The 16661-nt window shown below is 50.7% G+C and carries 13 protein-coding genes; 10 read left to right on the forward strand and 3 right to left on the reverse strand.

What is annotated here, in order from left to right; genetic code table 11:
• Nucleotides 1-253 precede the first annotated feature (253 nt).
• Nucleotides 254-1468, forward strand: a complete 1215-nt coding sequence (locus tag F456_RS22855) for an S-layer homology domain-containing protein (protein ID WP_018978147.1) — start codon at nt 254-256, stop codon at nt 1466-1468.
• Nucleotides 1468-4935: a DUF5704 domain-containing protein gene (locus F456_RS22860; RefSeq protein ID WP_018978148.1), complete on the forward strand. Its 3468-nt coding sequence runs from the start codon at nt 1468-1470 to the stop codon at nt 4933-4935. The genes F456_RS22855 and F456_RS22860 overlap by 1 nt, the downstream gene beginning before the upstream one ends.
• 416 nt (nt 4936-5351) lie before the next feature.
• Here the strand turns inward: F456_RS22860 and F456_RS0116460 are convergent, their stop codons facing one another.
• Complete coding sequence (locus F456_RS0116460; protein WP_018978149.1) at nt 5352-5993, reverse strand: DUF1129 family protein; 642 nt, start codon at nt 5991-5993, stop codon at nt 5352-5354.
• 50 nt (nt 5994-6043) lie between these two features.
• The gene (locus tag F456_RS0116465; RefSeq protein ID WP_018978150.1) at nt 6044-6691 is read right to left on the reverse strand and encodes a YukJ family protein; all 648 of its coding nucleotides are present in this window, start codon (nt 6689-6691) and stop codon (nt 6044-6046) included.
• 196 nt (nt 6692-6887) lie between these two features.
• Here F456_RS0116465 and F456_RS0116470 point away from each other — a divergent pair, with 196 nt between their 5' ends.
• From F456_RS0116470 to F456_RS23740, 4 genes are all read left to right on the forward strand, one after another.
• Complete coding sequence (locus F456_RS0116470; RefSeq protein ID WP_018978151.1) at nt 6888-7703, forward strand: alpha/beta hydrolase; 816 nt, start codon at nt 6888-6890, stop codon at nt 7701-7703.
• Nucleotides 7704-8284: 581 nt separating this feature from the next.
• Nucleotides 8285-8899 (forward strand): DUF47 domain-containing protein, encoded by a 615-nt coding sequence (locus tag F456_RS0116475; RefSeq protein WP_018978152.1) that lies wholly within the window; start codon nt 8285-8287, stop codon nt 8897-8899.
• Between the two features lie 172 nt (nt 8900-9071).
• Nucleotides 9072-10061: an inorganic phosphate transporter gene (locus tag F456_RS0116480; protein ID WP_026293939.1), complete on the forward strand. Its 990-nt coding sequence runs from the start codon at nt 9072-9074 to the stop codon at nt 10059-10061.
• A gap of 114 nt (nt 10062-10175) precedes the next feature.
• Nucleotides 10176-11105: a hypothetical protein gene (locus F456_RS23740; RefSeq protein ID WP_018978154.1), complete on the forward strand. Its 930-nt coding sequence runs from the start codon at nt 10176-10178 to the stop codon at nt 11103-11105.
• 574 nt (nt 11106-11679) lie between these two features.
• Here the strand turns inward: F456_RS23740 and F456_RS0116490 are convergent.
• Complete coding sequence (locus tag F456_RS0116490) at nt 11680-12828, reverse strand: LacI family DNA-binding transcriptional regulator (RefSeq protein ID WP_018978155.1); 1149 nt, start codon at nt 12826-12828, stop codon at nt 11680-11682.
• Between the two features lie 238 nt (nt 12829-13066).
• Between F456_RS0116490 and corA the strand changes: the two genes are divergently transcribed.
• From corA to F456_RS0116510, 4 genes are all read left to right on the forward strand, one after another.
• Nucleotides 13067-14023 carry a magnesium/cobalt transporter CorA gene (corA, locus tag F456_RS0116495; protein WP_018978156.1) on the forward strand — a complete coding sequence of 319 codons (957 nt, stop codon included), beginning with the start codon at nt 13067-13069 and terminating at the stop codon, nt 14021-14023.
• Nucleotides 14024-14256: 233 nt separating this feature from the next.
• Nucleotides 14257-14547, forward strand: coding sequence for a YerC/YecD family TrpR-related protein (locus F456_RS0116500; RefSeq protein WP_018978157.1), 291 nt, complete (start codon nt 14257-14259; stop codon nt 14545-14547).
• Nucleotides 14548-14552: 5 nt separating this feature from the next.
• Complete coding sequence (locus tag F456_RS0116505; protein WP_018978158.1) at nt 14553-15332, forward strand: sirohydrochlorin chelatase; 780 nt, start codon at nt 14553-14555, stop codon at nt 15330-15332.
• A 225-nt stretch (nt 15333-15557) separates the two neighbouring features.
• Nucleotides 15558-16439 carry a diacylglycerol kinase gene (locus tag F456_RS0116510; RefSeq protein WP_018978159.1) on the forward strand — a complete coding sequence of 294 codons (882 nt, stop codon included), beginning with the start codon at nt 15558-15560 and terminating at the stop codon, nt 16437-16439.
• Nucleotides 16440-16661: the final 222 nt, after the last annotated feature.

Below are 16661 nucleotides of genomic sequence, written 5' to 3' on the forward strand. Positions count from 1 at the left end.
TGGTTTTAGAAGAGAGGCGTCCGCTTTTTTGCGTGCATTCGATTTGAGAAGGGTTGAAGACCAAGGCAGGTTGACGACAAAATTCGAGGTTCTTTGAAAACAGAAAATGGGACTTTCCCAATTGCTGCAACCAAGCGACAATAGAAAAGATGGACCTGGCGGAAGGTGTCGGGATCTGCATAATGCGACAGGACCGCAACATGCAGTAAAACTGCATGTTGCAATAGACAAGATTGAGGGGGAGAGGATTGTGATGAAAAAGAGTTGGATGAAACGAGCGGGATTGGCGTTGGCGGCGGTGCTGACAGCGGGGGCCGTATGGGGAACGGGTTACGCACCGGATGTTCAGGCTGCCAGTTCGGCATTTTCAGATGTGAAAGCGGGGCATTGGGCCGAGAGCGCCATTGCAAAAGGGGTATCCAAAGGCTATGTCGACGGCTACACCAATGGTACATTCAAGCCTGATGCAAGTGTGACCCGGGCAGAGTTCGTGAAGATGGTCGTATCGGCGATGAAACTTGAAACGAAAGAAGCTTCGGGCAAATGGTATGTGCCTTATGTGGATGCGGCGGCAAGCAAAGGACTGTACGCGACAAGTGATTTCGCGAATAGCGAAGCCACTTGGAACAAAACGATGACCCGCGAAGAAATGGCCCGCGTTGCGGCCCGTGCGATCGGCGAGAAAACATCGGAAAACGACAAATGGATGTATCTCGCAACCAAAGAGGGTCTGATCAAAGGCATGGGTAAAGCGCAGCTTGCTCCAAAAGGTCTGACCACGCGTGCCCAATCCGTTGTAATCATCGAGCGTATTCTGACAAGCAATGCCGGCGGCAATCTCGATTCCGATCTGTACGCAACGGGCGCTGCGGAAATCATGTGGCACGGTACCAACATCTTTACGGTGATGCCGGAAATGTTTGTCACACCGGAATCTGACTGGAAAAACAAAGGAAAGACCGGCATTGAAGACATGTGGAACGAGAAAAATATGACGATCACGTCGAAAGACGGGCTGTACCAAGCGAAGCTTGACGCCCTGATCGCGATCGACATGGCTGATCCGAATGACCCGAACCGCGCTTTGCTGGGTGATATCAACACGCTAAAATGGTTCAATGGTAATCAAATGATGAAGAACCCAATTAAAGGTAACACCAACACTTACGTGATCTACTTCAAGAGCAAACAGGTATTCAATAAAGATAGAACCAGATACGTAAATCGTACGTTTGCACAATTTCAGGTCACTGGATTCGGTAACGTAGATGGTGACGCATACGCAGCAGGAAAATTGAACAAAGCGGCGTATGTATATCGCAATCAGATGGGTGATGTGCCTGCCGTTATCGTACCGAAAAGCGGCACGGTACAAGGCATGAACGATATTAGTATCGTTCTACAAACGCCAGCGAGCGGTACTTGGTTCAAAAATGTTGACCTGCTCAGACTTCGAGGTATCAAGTAATGAAAGAAAATCGACAACGAAAGAAACGATTCACGCTTGTCGGACTCAGCACGCTACTCATTGCGAGTAGCGTGCTGGGTGTTTTTTTTCCACTCCAAGGAAAAATCGCCGCTGCGCCGATTAAAAAAGTAATCACCTATTCCGGCGGCGATGACGCCCCAAGACTTCACCCCCATCGAAACGCCGTAGCTTTCGGTAAAACGCCAACCGCAACAACAACCCGGATCAGCGAAGACGCAGGCACCGGGAAAAAGATTCGAAAAATTGTGTTTTACAAAGGAACCGAAGCGGTTAAAACCATCGAGGTTAACTCTCAAACCTATTCCGGAACCGAAACATTTACAGGCGAAGCAATTGAAGTGGCGTCAGAGAACAACGGGTCAAACGGCTCATGGTTCGCATGGAACCGAACGATTCTAAGCGGATGGGTAGCCGGACAGAGTGATTCAGCATCAGATCAAGGTCCGTCGTCATCTGCACCCGAAACTGAAACCAATATCACAACCCAAGACCCACCTCACACAGGCAACTATAAAACAACGCCCGGCCGGAAGACTAGATTGACCGTTAAGTATCCGATCAGCAACCCATTTAAAGGGACCAGCACATTTAACGATTTATCTTTCCCGCTGTATTTAATCGATAATCGATCAAATATTGTACAGTCAAAAAATCCACAGCTTCCTGCTAATAGAGCCAAAATCGAAATTGATGAAGATAAAGAAGTTAGTAATGCGAATTTGCAAATTACAGGTTATCCTGTTAAAAATCAAATTTCCATTGTGTCACTGTTAGTCGGATTAGAACCCGGTCAAACAACGGTGGGTCCTACTCGCGATTTAAACTTCGCTACAATTACATTCGACCAGGAGCATGCCGATATTGGCGCGTATCGCTATTACGTTGAAAAAAACGCAGATGGCAGCATGCGCCCGTATAACGGAAATCCGAAAAACGCGCAAATTATGGCGTTTTACTACGCGGCGTATAACTTCACCGCCGCATCGGTCACGTATCAGTATCCAGACCGGTATTGGGTCTATACCGAAGATGCCGAAATTGAAGATCCTCAAGAACCAATCTTCGGTTGTACCGTACGAGACGGACGCGTTATCGAAGGTGAAAAAATGACGCCCGAAGCCAGTGCCGTCATTAAAGCCGATCAACGTGACCGTGAAATGTTCGATGTGCTGCAAGGCATTCCGACATCTGAAAGTTTATACGGGAACGTAATCGCCAATAATTACCTACATCAATTCAAATTCAAAGAACAACTCACCACTTGCGTTTACGAAATAACCGTAAGCAAGACCTACGAATTGATCTGGTACACCGACGTTCCGATAATCAATGATGACGGATCTCCGGGGGGAACAGAACGTGTCCAAGAAAAAGACAGCGAAACCAAGTTATATGAGCTTCATATCGAACGATACGGCTCGCACTGGATCGTTGATAAACTCGGCGCCTACGAGATCGACAACGCCGTTCTTCAAAACTATGCGTTTGAAGGCGAGCGAATCACGATAAGGCCAAACGGCTATACGCCGCCCAATATGACACTTACCCGAAACGGTAAGGCCGTTGCTGATCCAGGCCCCGGTAACTGGACGGCTGACCCAGAAACGATCGACTTAGGCGGGACGTCGCCTCCACCGGTTCCCGATGAATTAGGTCGGTATGAAGGCGAAACTGAAAACAAAATCGATCAGATTAAGGTCAATAACGATAAAGTAACATTTAACGGTCAAGTCCTTATGAACGACAACGTGGTCGAGCGAAAAACGCAGGATCCACAGCGTGTACCTGAACCGACAGCCATTACACGTGATGTTCTGTACAGTGCAAATCATATGATTCCTATGACCAAAACAAACCGGTACGCAGCGGCTTCGATGGGGGCCATTACGTATAAACCTTTAAGCGTAAATTACAATGCTGATCCCGGGGATACCTACCCCATCGGTAGCATCAACTCAGTCACCGTACATACTCCGGTCGTCAACTATTCCTCCGCCACCGACGATCAAGCTCACAACCAGAAGACCGTGCCCAATGGCAGCCGAGCTGCATTCATTCTTGACCGGCCGTTTACGGTAAGAATACCGACCAGCGGACAACATGCTAACTATGTTGGTTATGGGCATCGGGATTATGCCAAGTATTTCCGCGCCAAGCAGGTCCGTTTCCCGTTCGACGTGTACACGGCGGACCGGTCGATCTTCTATGAGAAGAATACGTGGATCGACATTCCGGTCAGCCAACTGGACACGACGTTCTTCCTGCCGGTCTGGGTAGACGAAGGCGACTATAGTGTCGAGTTCCGGAATATCGCAGAGAATGCACCGGATGTGCAGCCTGCTGAGCGGGATGCCAATCTGGATTTGATTAACCATGTCGCTTCCGATACCGTTAATGTCGAGGTCATCGGCCGACTATACGACTTCCACATTACGGACATCGTTGACTACAGCTGGGAAAAGGTATTTCGGGTAAAGGAAGGCAGGCCGCTTCATACCGGAGACACCTATTGGACCGGCCTTAATGGGATTGACGGCGCCGCTCGAGGCAACACGCCGCCGTTTACCCTGCCAATTCTGCCAGGCAGCCATCCGCTGGAAGGCATGAAAAATCTTGCGGTGAAGACCGGCTATCACGTGAAGTTTGATCTGAAGACGAAAGGCAATATGTTCGGCGAACAGGACGGTATTCGCATCACGCCGAGCTTTACCTTTGTCAGCCGAGACGGCCAAAGTAAAATGCCGGTCGATCTGTATTATCACGACGATCACCGAACGTTTATTAAAGTCGGTTCGCCCGAAGATACAGAACCGCGCTATGTCATTCTTAACGACCGGCTGCGCAATGTACCGGAAGAGGAACTGAGGGACACGGCACGGTACAAATACAACCATTATTACGGCTTCTCGCAGGTAGGGAACGTCAGCCGCGAGATGTTTATCAACGACTATATCTATCGGTTCACTAAAATGAAGACACCGGTGGGCGGCTATGATCAGCTTCTGCTGCCGGAACAGATTCGCACCTTAATCGGACCGAAGAGCAGCCTGCCGGCTTCGGTTGATTACGAACGAGCGAACGCTGCGGAGCAGAAATGGTACGGGGAGTACAGTTTGCCCGGTGATCCGTATGTCGTCGCCAAAGGAACAGATCTGGCCGAGTACGGCCGAACGCATCGCGGCCTGACCAAGCGCGACCCGATCTTCCTGCGGGACGGCTATATCATCTTGAATTTCAACATTGAGAGTATTCGCAATGGGAACCTGGATCGCCCGCATCTGCAGTACATCCATGCGCCGCTGATGAATCAGTGGAATCTGGAAGGGTTCCGTCGAAGCGTACAGGACTCTTGGGGGAATACGTTCTCGCTGCAGGACGGAGACATCGTCTTTTTCCATGCAGACAAGTCATACAAAGATGACTTCCAAGTGCAGGTGCCTCATTAAGTAAGCACAAGCGAAGTAAGCACAAGCGGTTGCTGGTACGAGCTTGAGGTACGCAGCGAAATCGGCATATGCCGGGAGTGAAAGAAGTTCAGGTAAACGGTCGGAAGATAGAAGAACATATCGTACCGGCTTATCCCAAACGGGAATTGGCGAGCGTAGAAGTCCTGCCCCAAGGAGACCTTTAATATTAATAGAGAGAAAGATAGAACTAAGCAGAAATAGACGAAAAGACCGCGCTGCCGAAGGGAATTCGGGAGTCGCGGTCTTTTGTTGAGGAAGAAGGATACAAGAAGCAAAAGGCTGCAAGAAGCAGGTACAGCCTATGGATGGAAAATCTGGTCTCGCCGATCTCATGTCAGTACCGATCTTGCGATCTTATATCACTGCTCAATCTCCTATCGGTGCATGCTGCCGATTCAGCGCCGACGGAACAGCAGAACCTGCCCTACAAATCCAACTCCGGCAAGTATAAGACTTACCCAGTACGGAATCGTAATGACCGGGGTAATGCGCAGAAGCATCAAGCTTGCGGTTCCGAGAATGACCAGTGCAATCAGCACAGTGCCGATTCCGCGAAGGTTAAATTTCGGCGGAGCCGGAATGCCTTCTTCAGGGTCCCGACGGGTTAGACGCATCAGCACTTCAATCAGAGCAAACGCCCCAATAACGACAACCAGCAGCATGCCTGTATTCGTTTCTTCCGCCTCGGGAACAATAAGAGCGGTCAGTCCAAGCAGCAGAAAAGTCCAGCTCAGTGCAGTCCAAGGAACCAAGACCGACAGACGGGCACGACCGGATACTTTGCGCTGCGGAAGGTGCAGGAGCGCTTCGGAGGCAAAAGCAACCGGATCTTCTCCAAACAATTTGGAAGCGGATTTGCCCTGCTTTTGGGCGGACAGCAGTTCCTGCCCGCGCGCCAGCAGCCATTCTTCGCCGCTGTTTTCTTGAACTCGGCTGGACCGTATGTGAACGATCACCTCATCGAAGTATTCAGCGTTTTTCTTGCTCAATTGATCGCGGATCGTGTTAATCTCGCGTATGTTCGTTCTTACGCTCAAAAGGGGAAGCCTCCTTGAAATCTTGAAATCTTGAAATAATGATGGAAATGCTAATCAGCCGCATGTCCCTGTTCGTCTGTTTGCCAAGATTGGGACTGGAACGCGAGGAATAGACCGGTCCATCGGTCCTCACCGGTATCGTGGATCAGAATTGCTCCGTCTCGGAAAGTACCGTTGTCGTCATGCCATGGTCGCTCGTTGCCCTGGTTCATATGGATATTGTGCAGACCGTGTCCCGGCAGGAACCCGAAGTAATAATCCGGCGTCTTGAGTTCGGGACCCCAGCTGTCGCCGAAAACGTACAGCTCGGCCTTCGTTTGTATTGCCTTGTCGATCAGGGCAACAATTTTCTCGTTCAGATCATTATCCGGACCCGGCAGGCTGGCCGGCAGCGGAACCATATCCTCCCGGTGGAACAGGGGATTCCGGACGAAATCCAGACCGCGGATTGGAAGTCCGTTTTCGATCGGCGTGAAGCCGCTCGGCAGGCTTTTAAGAGACTCTGTTTCGGAAGGTATACACGGGCCAATCCAGTATAGAAGTTCGGATGGATAAGCTTTGGACTTGATATTGATCGATGAACGATACAGAACGTTCCGATCATCCTGCAGACAAATATGAAAATGAGGCTGACTGCCAAAGCCGTGAATCGAGCGCAGCGCTCTGGCTTTCAGCACGCCGTAACGATAGCGGCTCACTGGCGTTCCCTCCCGAATGATTATCTCTCTAAGCATATCGCAATCGGGGTTAGCGGTCTACGGAATCCCCTTCGCAAATTGTACAGTCTCACTGGACAGCGGAACAAACTCCGAATTGACAATTTCCGGGTCAAAACGTTAAGATAGATGTAATTCACACCAAACAACTAGGAATTAAAAACAGGAGGCTGCTGCCATGGAACGCCAAATTGTGATCCGCCACAAAACGCACGATTTGACCGCTACGATTCATTATCCGACTTCGGGAGGCTGCGAAGGGCGTCTTCCGCTGACGGTCATCTGCCATGGATTTGTAGGCAGCCGGATTGGCGTAGACCGGCTCTTTGTCGTAACGGCTCGGGAATTGGCTGCCGAAGGGCAGTTGGTCGTTCGGTTCGATTATGCCGGCTGTGGGGAAAGCGGAGGCGTATACGGCGAGGAAGGGATGGAGTCGATGATCCTTCAGACGCGTACGGTTCTTGATTACGCGATGACCTGCGCGGATATCGATCCGAGTCGGGTCACGCTGATCGGGCACAGTCTAGGCGGTGCAGTGGCGCTGTTGACGGCTGTTCGCGACCGCCGGGTCAAGAGTCTGGCAATGTGGTCTTCCGTCGGTTATCCCTTCAACGACATCGTCAAGATTACCGGACGCGAAAGATATGACGAGTCGGTTCGCACAGGCAGCACCGATTATCTGGGCTATTCGTTTACGCCAGTGTTCTTCGAATCGCTCGGATCGTTCCAGCCTTTTCAGGAAGCGAGCAAGTTCTACGGCGACGTACTGGTCGTACACGGAACGTCGGATGATGTGATTCCTGTTGATTATGCTTTCCTGTACCAGAAATTGTTCTGGACGCGCGAAGATTCCCGCTGTGACAAAGAAATCATCTTCCAGGCGGACCATACGTACTCGTCCGGTCCGCATCGCCGACAGCTGCTCGACATTACGAAGCGCTGGCTGCAGGATCGGCATAAGAGCGAGGTCGACTGGCAGCACTGGACGATTTAATGTTCGTCCAGTGCTGCGCAGCCTACTGGCAGCACTGGACGATTTAATGTTCGTCCAACATTGCGCAGCCTACTGGCAACATTGGACAATCTAATGTTGTCCAACATTGCGCAGCCTACTGGCAACATTGGACAATCTAATGTTGTCCAACATTGCGCAGCTTACTGGCAACATTGGACAATCTGACGTTGTCCAACATTGCGCAGCCCACTGGCAGCACTGGACGATTAATATTGAAAGAAACTTTCATTTTTCATTAAACCGGAAGCCTGAGGGCTTTCGGTTTTTTATGTTTTCTTTTGTTCAGAACTCTCAGATTAAGGTTCGTTTAATAAACGCTGTGTAAAGTGGGAAGCGGGAGAAAGAAATCGATAAACGCGAATAAAGATCAAAAAGCAGTCATTTTCCTGCTTTTGTTAATTACAGTCTATTTTTCTGTAAAAACAATGTGAAAAACGAGCGAACTTTTCTTTTAATCCCTGACATGATTGTGCTAGAATGATTGAGGCCGCAGAAGCGGATTTAAAACTTTGCGCGGATTTCGCGTGCACGGTTTTGAAAATTTGAAAAGGGGTTTTAAAATGCGTGCAAAAAAGAAAGACATTTTCTTTCAGACCTTGGAAAATATGGCCGACATCATTGTACAGGCTGCCGACTACTTCTCCATCCATGTCGCTGACCTGAAGGATGTCGAACAGTTCGCCAAAGAAATGAAAGTTTATGAATCCAAATGTGATGAATTTACGCATACGATCATTACCGAGCTTAATAAGACGTTCATCACCCCGCTTGAAAGAGACGACATCCTGAAGCTGGCTACCACCCTGGACGACGTACTGGACGGACTTGAAGCCACCGCTTCGCGTTTCTACATGTACAATTTGGGTCAGCCGGACGAATATATGATTCAGTTCGGAGAAATCTTGCGTGAATCGGCTTACGAGATCCAGAAAGCAATCCACCTGCTGTCGCAGAAAAAACTGCTGGCGATTCGCGAATACACGATCCGTTTGAACGATCTGGAGAACCAGGGCGACGAATTGCTGCGCATCTGCACGAAGGAACTGTTCGCGACAGTAACCGATCCAATCGAACTGATCAAGCGCAAGGAAGTTTACGAGCGTTTAGAAACGACGACCGACAACTGCGAAGACGTTGCCGATATTCTGGAAACTATTATTATGAGCAACTCCTAAGCGGAGCCTGCCATATTAGGGCTAAAGGAGGTCTGGACCGCTTTTTCGGAATGTGTTTCCGGGCGTGGGCATTGTCTCATAATCGGCGTCTGTTTCGTAAAAGGACAACGGCACGGCATCGGCAGAACTGCGGATGCGGCGCAGCCGTCTGTCTTCGTGCGGTCAAAATACTATGGATACACCTTTTCTTATACTTGCGATCGTCATTTTTCTGGCGCTCGCCTTCGACTTCATTAATGGATTTCACGACACGGCCAATGCGATTGCCATGTCCGTCTCAACCCGCGCGCTGAAGCCTCGCACAGCCATTTTGCTTGCGGCTAGTATGAACTTCCTCGGCGCGATTACTTTTACCGGGGTTGCCAAAACAATCGGAGGAAGTATCGCTGATCCGGCCACGCTGGATAACGGTATCGAGATTGTCATTGCGACGCTTATTGCAGCGATTATCTGGAACCTTGCAACTTGGTGGTTCGGTATCCCGTCTTCTTCCTCGCATGCTCTGATCGGTGCGCTGGCAGGTGCGGTATTTGTCGGTGCAGGATCGGACAGCGTCAATTGGAACGGTTTCCTTGATATCGTCAAAGCGCTGATCTTCTCGCCGCTGATCGCTTTCGTTGTTGGCTATATCATCATGATGGTGCTCAAATGGACATTAGGACGCCGCAGCCCGCACACGGTTAACAAAGGCTTCCGCTCCATGCAGATCTTTACAGCCGCGCTGCAGTCGTTCGCGCACGGCACGAACGATGCGCAAAAAGCGATGGGTATCATGACATTCGCGCTGATCGCAGCCGGCAGATGGGATTCGCTTGAACCCCCGCTGTGGGTTAAGCTGTCCGCGGCCACTGCAATTGCGCTCGGCACTTCGGTCGGCGGATGGAAAATCATCAAGACGCTTGGTACGAAGATTTTCAAAATCCAGCCAATCAACGGTTTTGCGGCCGATGTCAGCTCCGCTTCCGTTATTTTCACAGCTACGCTTCTGCATCTGCCGATCAGTACGACGCATGCTGCGACTTCCTCGATTCTCGGCGTAGGCGCCGCCAAGCGCTTCCGGGAAGTGAAGTGGGGAATGGCAGGTCGGATTATTGTCGCTTGGTTCATTACCATTCCGGTAGTGGCCTTGTTGGCCGGATTGATGTATAAGCTGCTGTTTTGATAAAGTTTGATTGCAAAAGGCCTACCAGTCGTTCTGGCAGGCCTTTTTTTCGAATTCCCTTGAAAATGTAACTTATTGCGCTTATCCTTCGTCTAAAGAGAAGGAGGTGTTGATATGAACAAAACTGCCAGAATGATGAGTTTGGCATCCGCCCTGCTGCTGACATTTGCTTTGACAGCCTGCGGAGAAGCTAATGCTCCGGCACCGGAACCGGGAGAAGTGCCAACTAATACAACTCAGGAACCGCCGGCGGAGAATGGTCAGACCGATAAGACCGATCATGAAAACCACAAAGCGATCTCGGCATCGGGCGTTTACAATGGACAGGCTGATCCGCATACGATCGAGGTAGATGTGGACGGTAAGCCGATGTCGTTTCAGCTTGCTCAAGGCGTAGCGAAGCAGCTGGATGGTCTTACAGAGGGCGACGCGATCTCGTTCGAGTATGTGGAACATCCGGTTGAAGGAAGCGATGTACCGCAGATGGAAATTCAATCATTGGAAAAAACGGATGAAACGTCTGCAAGCGAAGGTGCGAATACGTCTGGCGATTCTGCTTCGGTCTCTCAGCGTCCTGCCACGCAGTCGTTTGAAATGATGAGCGAAGGCATGCCTGACAAGCGTACGGCTCAATTGGAGCAGGGCGACGGGTACTCGCTCTACGTGTTCGACGCGTATACGTTCGATTCGGCTCAAAATCGGTTGATGCTGACGGCGTTCCCGGAATATCATGCGGATATCGAAGTGCTGCCCGATGATTTTGACCGGGACGAACTGCGTACGCAAGGAATGACGGAACTGGAGAAATACGGTGAAGTCAACGAATATGAGGGGGATCAACTGTTTGAAGGTCCGATGTCGGGTGCAAATCTGTTCCTGCAGGTGTCAAATGAAGAAGGACTCCACAATTATATCGTATGGGAACCTGAAAACGGAGGCGCCTTCCTTTTCCGCGTTCATGTGCCAAGCGGCGAGCCATCGGAGACGTTCCTGACACCGGCGCTGACGTCGTTATCTTCGATCGAATCCGATTCGAAGAATTAAGTCGGATTGATCGCAACGTTTTAAACGATTAATCTCATAATTTAGTACTCACACTCAACACTCAATATTTCACACTTAACATGCAACCTTTGACGTTTTATAGTCCAAGTTTCGCGATGCAGCGGAATTTGGACTTTTTTGTATTTATACAGAAAAAGATGCTAACAAATTCATTCATATTCCTTTCTCTTTCTATCACTCCTTGAAAACTGCTCGGAAGTTTTGGGACTTCATTAGGCATTACAACGTGAATTAGGAAAACGATGAGTGGTACTGGAGAGTCTTGAACGATCGGGTGCCTGATGTCCGAGAACCGAAGCTGGGCGCTTGGAGATATCCGTATCATAATAGCAGCAGCAGAGCTTGCCTGGAGATGTGGGTTCGACTGGGTTAGGAAAGCTGGGAGGTTAGGAGATTAGAAATCATCTATATACGAAAGAAGCCGGTATACGAAAAGAAGAAGCTATGCGAAAAGAAGAAGCTATGCGAAAAAACCTCTTCCTATAAAAGGAGGAGGTTTTTGAAACGCTGCAGCTATCGTTGTCGATGGGATGTCTGGTTGAACTTGTCGCACTCAGTCGGAAAGTACCGCGTCCCCGCCGTTTTCTTCATTCCTTTGCCGGATCTCCTTCTGAACACTTTCCGTCCGAAGTTCCGCCGCCGATTCGCGAAGTTCCGAGACCGATTCTCGCAGGACCAATTCCGACAAGATCAGAATTTTTTCCAGTGGGGCTTTCGGATCGCGTACACGTTCGAGCAGACGCAGTGCAGCTCTTCGGCCCATGGCTTCTTTCGGCACATGTACGGTCGTGAGCTTTGGTGATGATGAGCCGGACTCGTCGATATGATCGAAGCCGACCAAGGAGACGTCTTCCGGAACGCGCAGTCCCAGATCGGTCAACGTCCGTGCAGCGACAAGTGCCATATCGTCGTTGGCGCATACAAATGCTGTAGGGAAAGTTCGCCCTTTGCGATGTTTGAGCAGCCACTGCCGCAGTTCCGGCTCAAACTCTGCTTTTTCGGTGGTTGGCAGGGTGTTCATTGGATCGAGACGATCCTGCACAGGCAGTCCATGATCCTCCATCGCAGCGCGAAATCCGCTCCAGCGGTCACGGAAGCTGCGGGAAAATCCGGTACTGCCGAGAAAATGCAGCTTGCGGTGCCCACAGCCAATCAGATGGTTGGTCAGCCGTATGCTGGCATCCATATTGTCCGCAAATACGGTATCGGATGGAACAAGGGGGTCTTCGTGATCGACGAGCACCATCGGAAGACCGATCCGGTGCACCTCCAGCAGCAGCGGCGTCGAAATCTGACCGATGCCGATCAGACCGAGGAAGCCGTCGGGATTCAGAATGCCGGTAACGGCATCTACTCGCTGTTCGGAAATAATAACGACACCCAGACCGTTCTCTTCCAGCGTCTCGGTAACACCATTCAGAATTTTCCCCCAGTAGAGGGATTCGGGGGTCTGAAAGCGTACATTTGGCATAAGAACGAGTACGGACTGCCGGGTCGAAGGAACCGCCGGGTCGGAAGGCTGCTTTCGATTTTTCCCGTAGCCATGAGGCTGCGTGAAATAGCCGAGCTGCGAAGCAGCCTGGATGACTCGTTCGCGGGTCGATTCGCTGACGCCGCCTTTGCCGGACAGTGCTTTGGAAACGACAAATTTGGATACGCCAAGCTGATCGGCAATTTGCTGCATCGTAACTTTTTTGGCCATTAAGAAACCCCTCTGCCTAATAGAATAACAGAAGTATAACAAAATTTTTTTTTACACGTCTACAGAAGGAATTGTTAGCTTGAAGGAATGGACGAATGACGCAAAAATTTCGATTTAATGAAGATTGCAAGCGGACTGCCCAGCGATTACGATAGAAGAAGAGGATCGGCGTCCACGGCTGGAAGACACATGGCCGCGAAACGCCGAATCGATTCCAGATACAAGGAGGGCGGCTGCCGTGATTCGGACGCTTGCGGTAACTCACGATCATCAAGTTAAACTCGATATTCCACTGAAAGAGCTTGAGCCGTCGGATTATGAATGGTTCTGGGTCGATTTTTCTGCGCCGACGGCGAAAGAAACAGAGCTGCTCGATACCTATTTTCATTTTCATCCGCTTGAAATCGAAGACTGTCTAAATGACGTGCAGCGCCCGAAAATGGACCCGCACGAAAAATACGTATTTCTGATCACCCATGCGCTCGAAAAAGGCGGCAAGGAAGCCGGCGAAGTCGACATGTTCCTCGGGGACACTTTTTTTGTTACCTTCCATTTCGAACGAATGAGCGAGATCGACGAAGCCTGGGAGCGGATCCGTACGCGGGCAGTCGATCCGGAGAGGAATACGAATTCGGTCATGGCGGCTTACCTGGTGCTTGATGCGCTGGTAGATGAATATTTCCCCTGCGTATTCGGCATAGAAGATGAATTGGCCGACCTGGAGGAAAGAGGGCGCCGGGAGTCGGTAGACAAGCTGCTTGCCCAAGTGTTCGACCTGCGGGCACGACTGCTTAAATTGCATCACACGATCGTGCCGATGCGGGATCTGCTGTACCGGATTATCAATTCGCAGCATGTCGACGATGAGCAGAGATACCGGGTGTATTTTACCGATATTTACGATCATCTGCTCAAGCTGTCGGAGATGATCGAATCAAACCGGGAAATGACCGCCGACCTGCGCGACAGTTACATCTCGCTTAATTCAAACCGGATGAACGGAATCATGAAGACGCTGACGGTTATTACGACGGTGTTTATGCCGCTGACGCTGATCGCCGGTATCTACGGAATGAATTTCGAAAACATGCCGGAGCTTCGCCATGAATATGGATACTTCATCGTGCTGGGCGGAATGCTGCTCCTAGGTGGAATGATGATCGGCTGGTTCTGGCGCAGAGGATGGTTTAAATAGAAAAATGCGATGCGCCAGCGATCAAAAGTGTCCACGAACGCATTCGGTCTGCATCGCGTGAAATCGGTAACGCTTGAAAAACATAACTTAGGCCGCTACAATAATAAAGTAAGCATAACTATTCTGGCCTTAGGGCTTATGACACCGGTATCGAAAGCGTTTCGACAGCCGGAAATCTTGGCGGTTCATCGCTTTGAGTCTATAACCAGTAAACGGTAGGGGATGATCTTTCAGTGCAGCTGAAAAAGTTAAACGATAAAACGGTCGATCAATTGTTCGAAGCGATTCTTACGCTCAAGGACATCGAGGAGTGCTACGTGTTCTTCGACGATCTGTGCACAGTCAACGAAATTCAGTCGCTTTCGCAGCGTCTTGAAGTGGCACGCATGCTCGGCAAGGGCAGTACGTATAACCAGATTGAAGCGGAGACGGGCGCCAGTACGGCAACGATTTCGCGGGTGAAGCGCTGTCTGAATTACGGCAACGACGGCTACAAAATGTCGCTTGATCGTCTGGGAAGGTAACGACCATGATGAAAACGGGCGCTCTCCTTATCAGTCACGGTTCTCCGCAGCCCGAATGGGTGCAGGCGGTTGAAGAGGCGGCCGGCGAAGTCAGAATCAAAGAACATATGCCGGTCGCAGTGTCGTTTCTGGGCAATGTGGAAGGTGCGTCGATTCAAGATGGCATTGATGCGCTGGAGTCGGAAGGCGTCACGGATATTCTCGCCGTGATGCTGTTCGTATCGGAAGGAAGTACGCATATCGACGAGATTGAATATGCGCTGGGGATCAAGGATGCACCGGATAAGGAAACAGATCTCGAACCTTTCCACATCGCGGCACGCATGCATGTTGGCCGCCCGATGGGCGACGATCCGGATGTGGCACGCATGGTATGGGACAAAATATCGCCTGTTTCAGTACAGCCGGAACATGAAGTGATTCTGCTGGTCGGCCATGGCAGCATTCACGATGGATTCCGGCAGCGTTGGGAGCAGGGTGCATCTGCATTGGCGAAAAGAGTAGGCGAGACAAGCGGTCTGGTCTGTGATTACGCACTGCTGAATCCCGACAATGTGCGGACCAAGGTTCAGGAATGGATCGACAAAGGCCGCAGGGTATTGATCGCTCCGCTGTTCCTGAGTACGGGATACTTTTTGCAAACGGTGATTCCCCGCAAACTCGAGGGGTTAACGTATGGGTATACCGGAGATGCACTTCTGCCTCACCCGCTGCTGCCGATCTGGATTGAGCGGCAGGTTGAAGAACTGCTCGGCGGGCTCACTGAAGAGATAGACGGACAATAGGACAGAGATACAAACAGTAGAGCAGGAAAACGAGCAATAGAGCAGGAAAACAAGTAATAGAACAGACACACGCATAATAGAATGGATCCATACATCAAAGAAGCGAAGGTCCCGACTGGGCGGCCTTCGCTTCGAGTTGTATCAACAGCCGACGTTTCTGTAGATTGCTAGGTAGAGCAGACTACGGACGGCAAGAACTTATAAAGAACAGGTGGAGTTTGACAGATGAGAAGAGCGAGGCTGATCTATAATCCGACATCCGGTCGTGAAGAAATGCGCCGACGGCTGCCGGATATTTTGCAGCGCCTCGACGAAGGCGGAATCGAGACAACGGTGCATGCGACAACCGGTGAAGGCGATGCGACCCTCGCAGCTGCCGATGCGGCGCAGCGCGGTTATGATATCGTCATCGCCGCGGGCGGCGACGGCACCATCTACGAAGTCGTAAACGGTTTGGCAAATCAGCCGCATCGACCGGAATTGGGTGTGTTTCCGCTGGGTACGACGAATGATCTGTCCCGAGCGCTCGGTATTTCCCGCCAGTGGGAAGATTACTGCGATCTGGTGCTGCGGGGCGAATCGCGGCCGATCGACGTGGGGCGGGCGAACGACCGGTTCTTTATCAACATTGCGGGCGGCGGATCGCTGACGGAATTGACTTACGAGGTGCCGAGCCGCTTGAAAACGATGATCGGACAGCTCGCTTACTACTTCAAAGGTGTCGAGAAGATGGTTAACCTGACGCCAATGCAGCTGAAGATTGATGCCGCAGGTCAGTCTCCGATCGAAGGAGAATTTATGATCTTCCTGATCGGAAACACAAATTCGGTCGGTGGGTTTGAAAAACTGATGCCGGGTGCGCGGATCGATGACGGTCATTTGGACGTTATTCTGCTCAAAAAGTGCAACCTGGCTGAACTGATCCGCGTAGTCTCAATGGCGCAGCGTGGAGATCATTTCAACGATCCCAATCTCATCTATTTCCGCACACAGCGGTTGGAAGTAACTTCGCCGAACAACGTGCTGCTGAATTTGGATGGCGAACTAGGCGGGCGTCTGCCGGGCGTGTTCGAAGTGCTGCCGCAGCATCTGCGGGTGTTTGCTTAGAGGAACGCAGGTGTAGAGACATGCAGGGATGTAAAGTGCAAGGATGCAGAAATGCAGAAATGCAGAAATGCAGAAATGCAGAAATGCAGAAATGCAGAAATGCAGAAATGCAGAAATGCAGAAATGCAGGAGTATCTGTTTCTCTGCAAGAGTCGATAGCGGCAGTTGAAAGCAGCCGGTGAAGGCGGCAATCGACAATGGTCGGCATAAGCGGCAGTCCAC

This window comes from Saccharibacillus kuerlensis DSM 22868 (assembly GCF_000378145.1).
GTDB classification, from domain to species: Bacteria; Bacillota; Bacilli; order Paenibacillales; family Paenibacillaceae; genus Saccharibacillus; species Saccharibacillus kuerlensis.

Excerpts from the sequence above, each read along its gene's own strand:
- F456_RS0116480 (WP_026293939.1), top strand. The coding sequence starts at position 9,072 with ATGGATACACCTTTTCTTATACTTGCGATCGTCATTTTTCTGGCGCTC.
- F456_RS23740 (WP_018978154.1), top strand. The coding sequence starts at position 10,176 with ATGAACAAAACTGCCAGAATGATGAGTTTGGCATCCGCCCTGCTGCTG.
- F456_RS0116475 (WP_018978152.1), top strand. The coding sequence starts at position 8,285 with ATGCGTGCAAAAAAGAAAGACATTTTCTTTCAGACCTTGGAAAATATG.
- F456_RS0116510 (WP_018978159.1), top strand. The coding sequence starts at position 15,558 with ATGAGAAGAGCGAGGCTGATCTATAATCCGACATCCGGTCGTGAAGAA.
- F456_RS0116490 (WP_018978155.1), bottom strand. The coding sequence starts at position 12,828 with ATGGCCAAAAAAGTTACGATGCAGCAAATTGCCGATCAGCTTGGCGTA.
- F456_RS0116470 (WP_018978151.1), top strand. The coding sequence starts at position 6,888 with ATGGAACGCCAAATTGTGATCCGCCACAAAACGCACGATTTGACCGCT.
- F456_RS22860 (WP_018978148.1), top strand. The coding sequence starts at position 1,468 with ATGAAAGAAAATCGACAACGAAAGAAACGATTCACGCTTGTCGGACTC.
- F456_RS0116505 (WP_018978158.1), top strand. The coding sequence starts at position 14,553 with ATGATGAAAACGGGCGCTCTCCTTATCAGTCACGGTTCTCCGCAGCCC.
- F456_RS22855 (WP_018978147.1), top strand. The coding sequence starts at position 254 with ATGAAAAAGAGTTGGATGAAACGAGCGGGATTGGCGTTGGCGGCGGTG.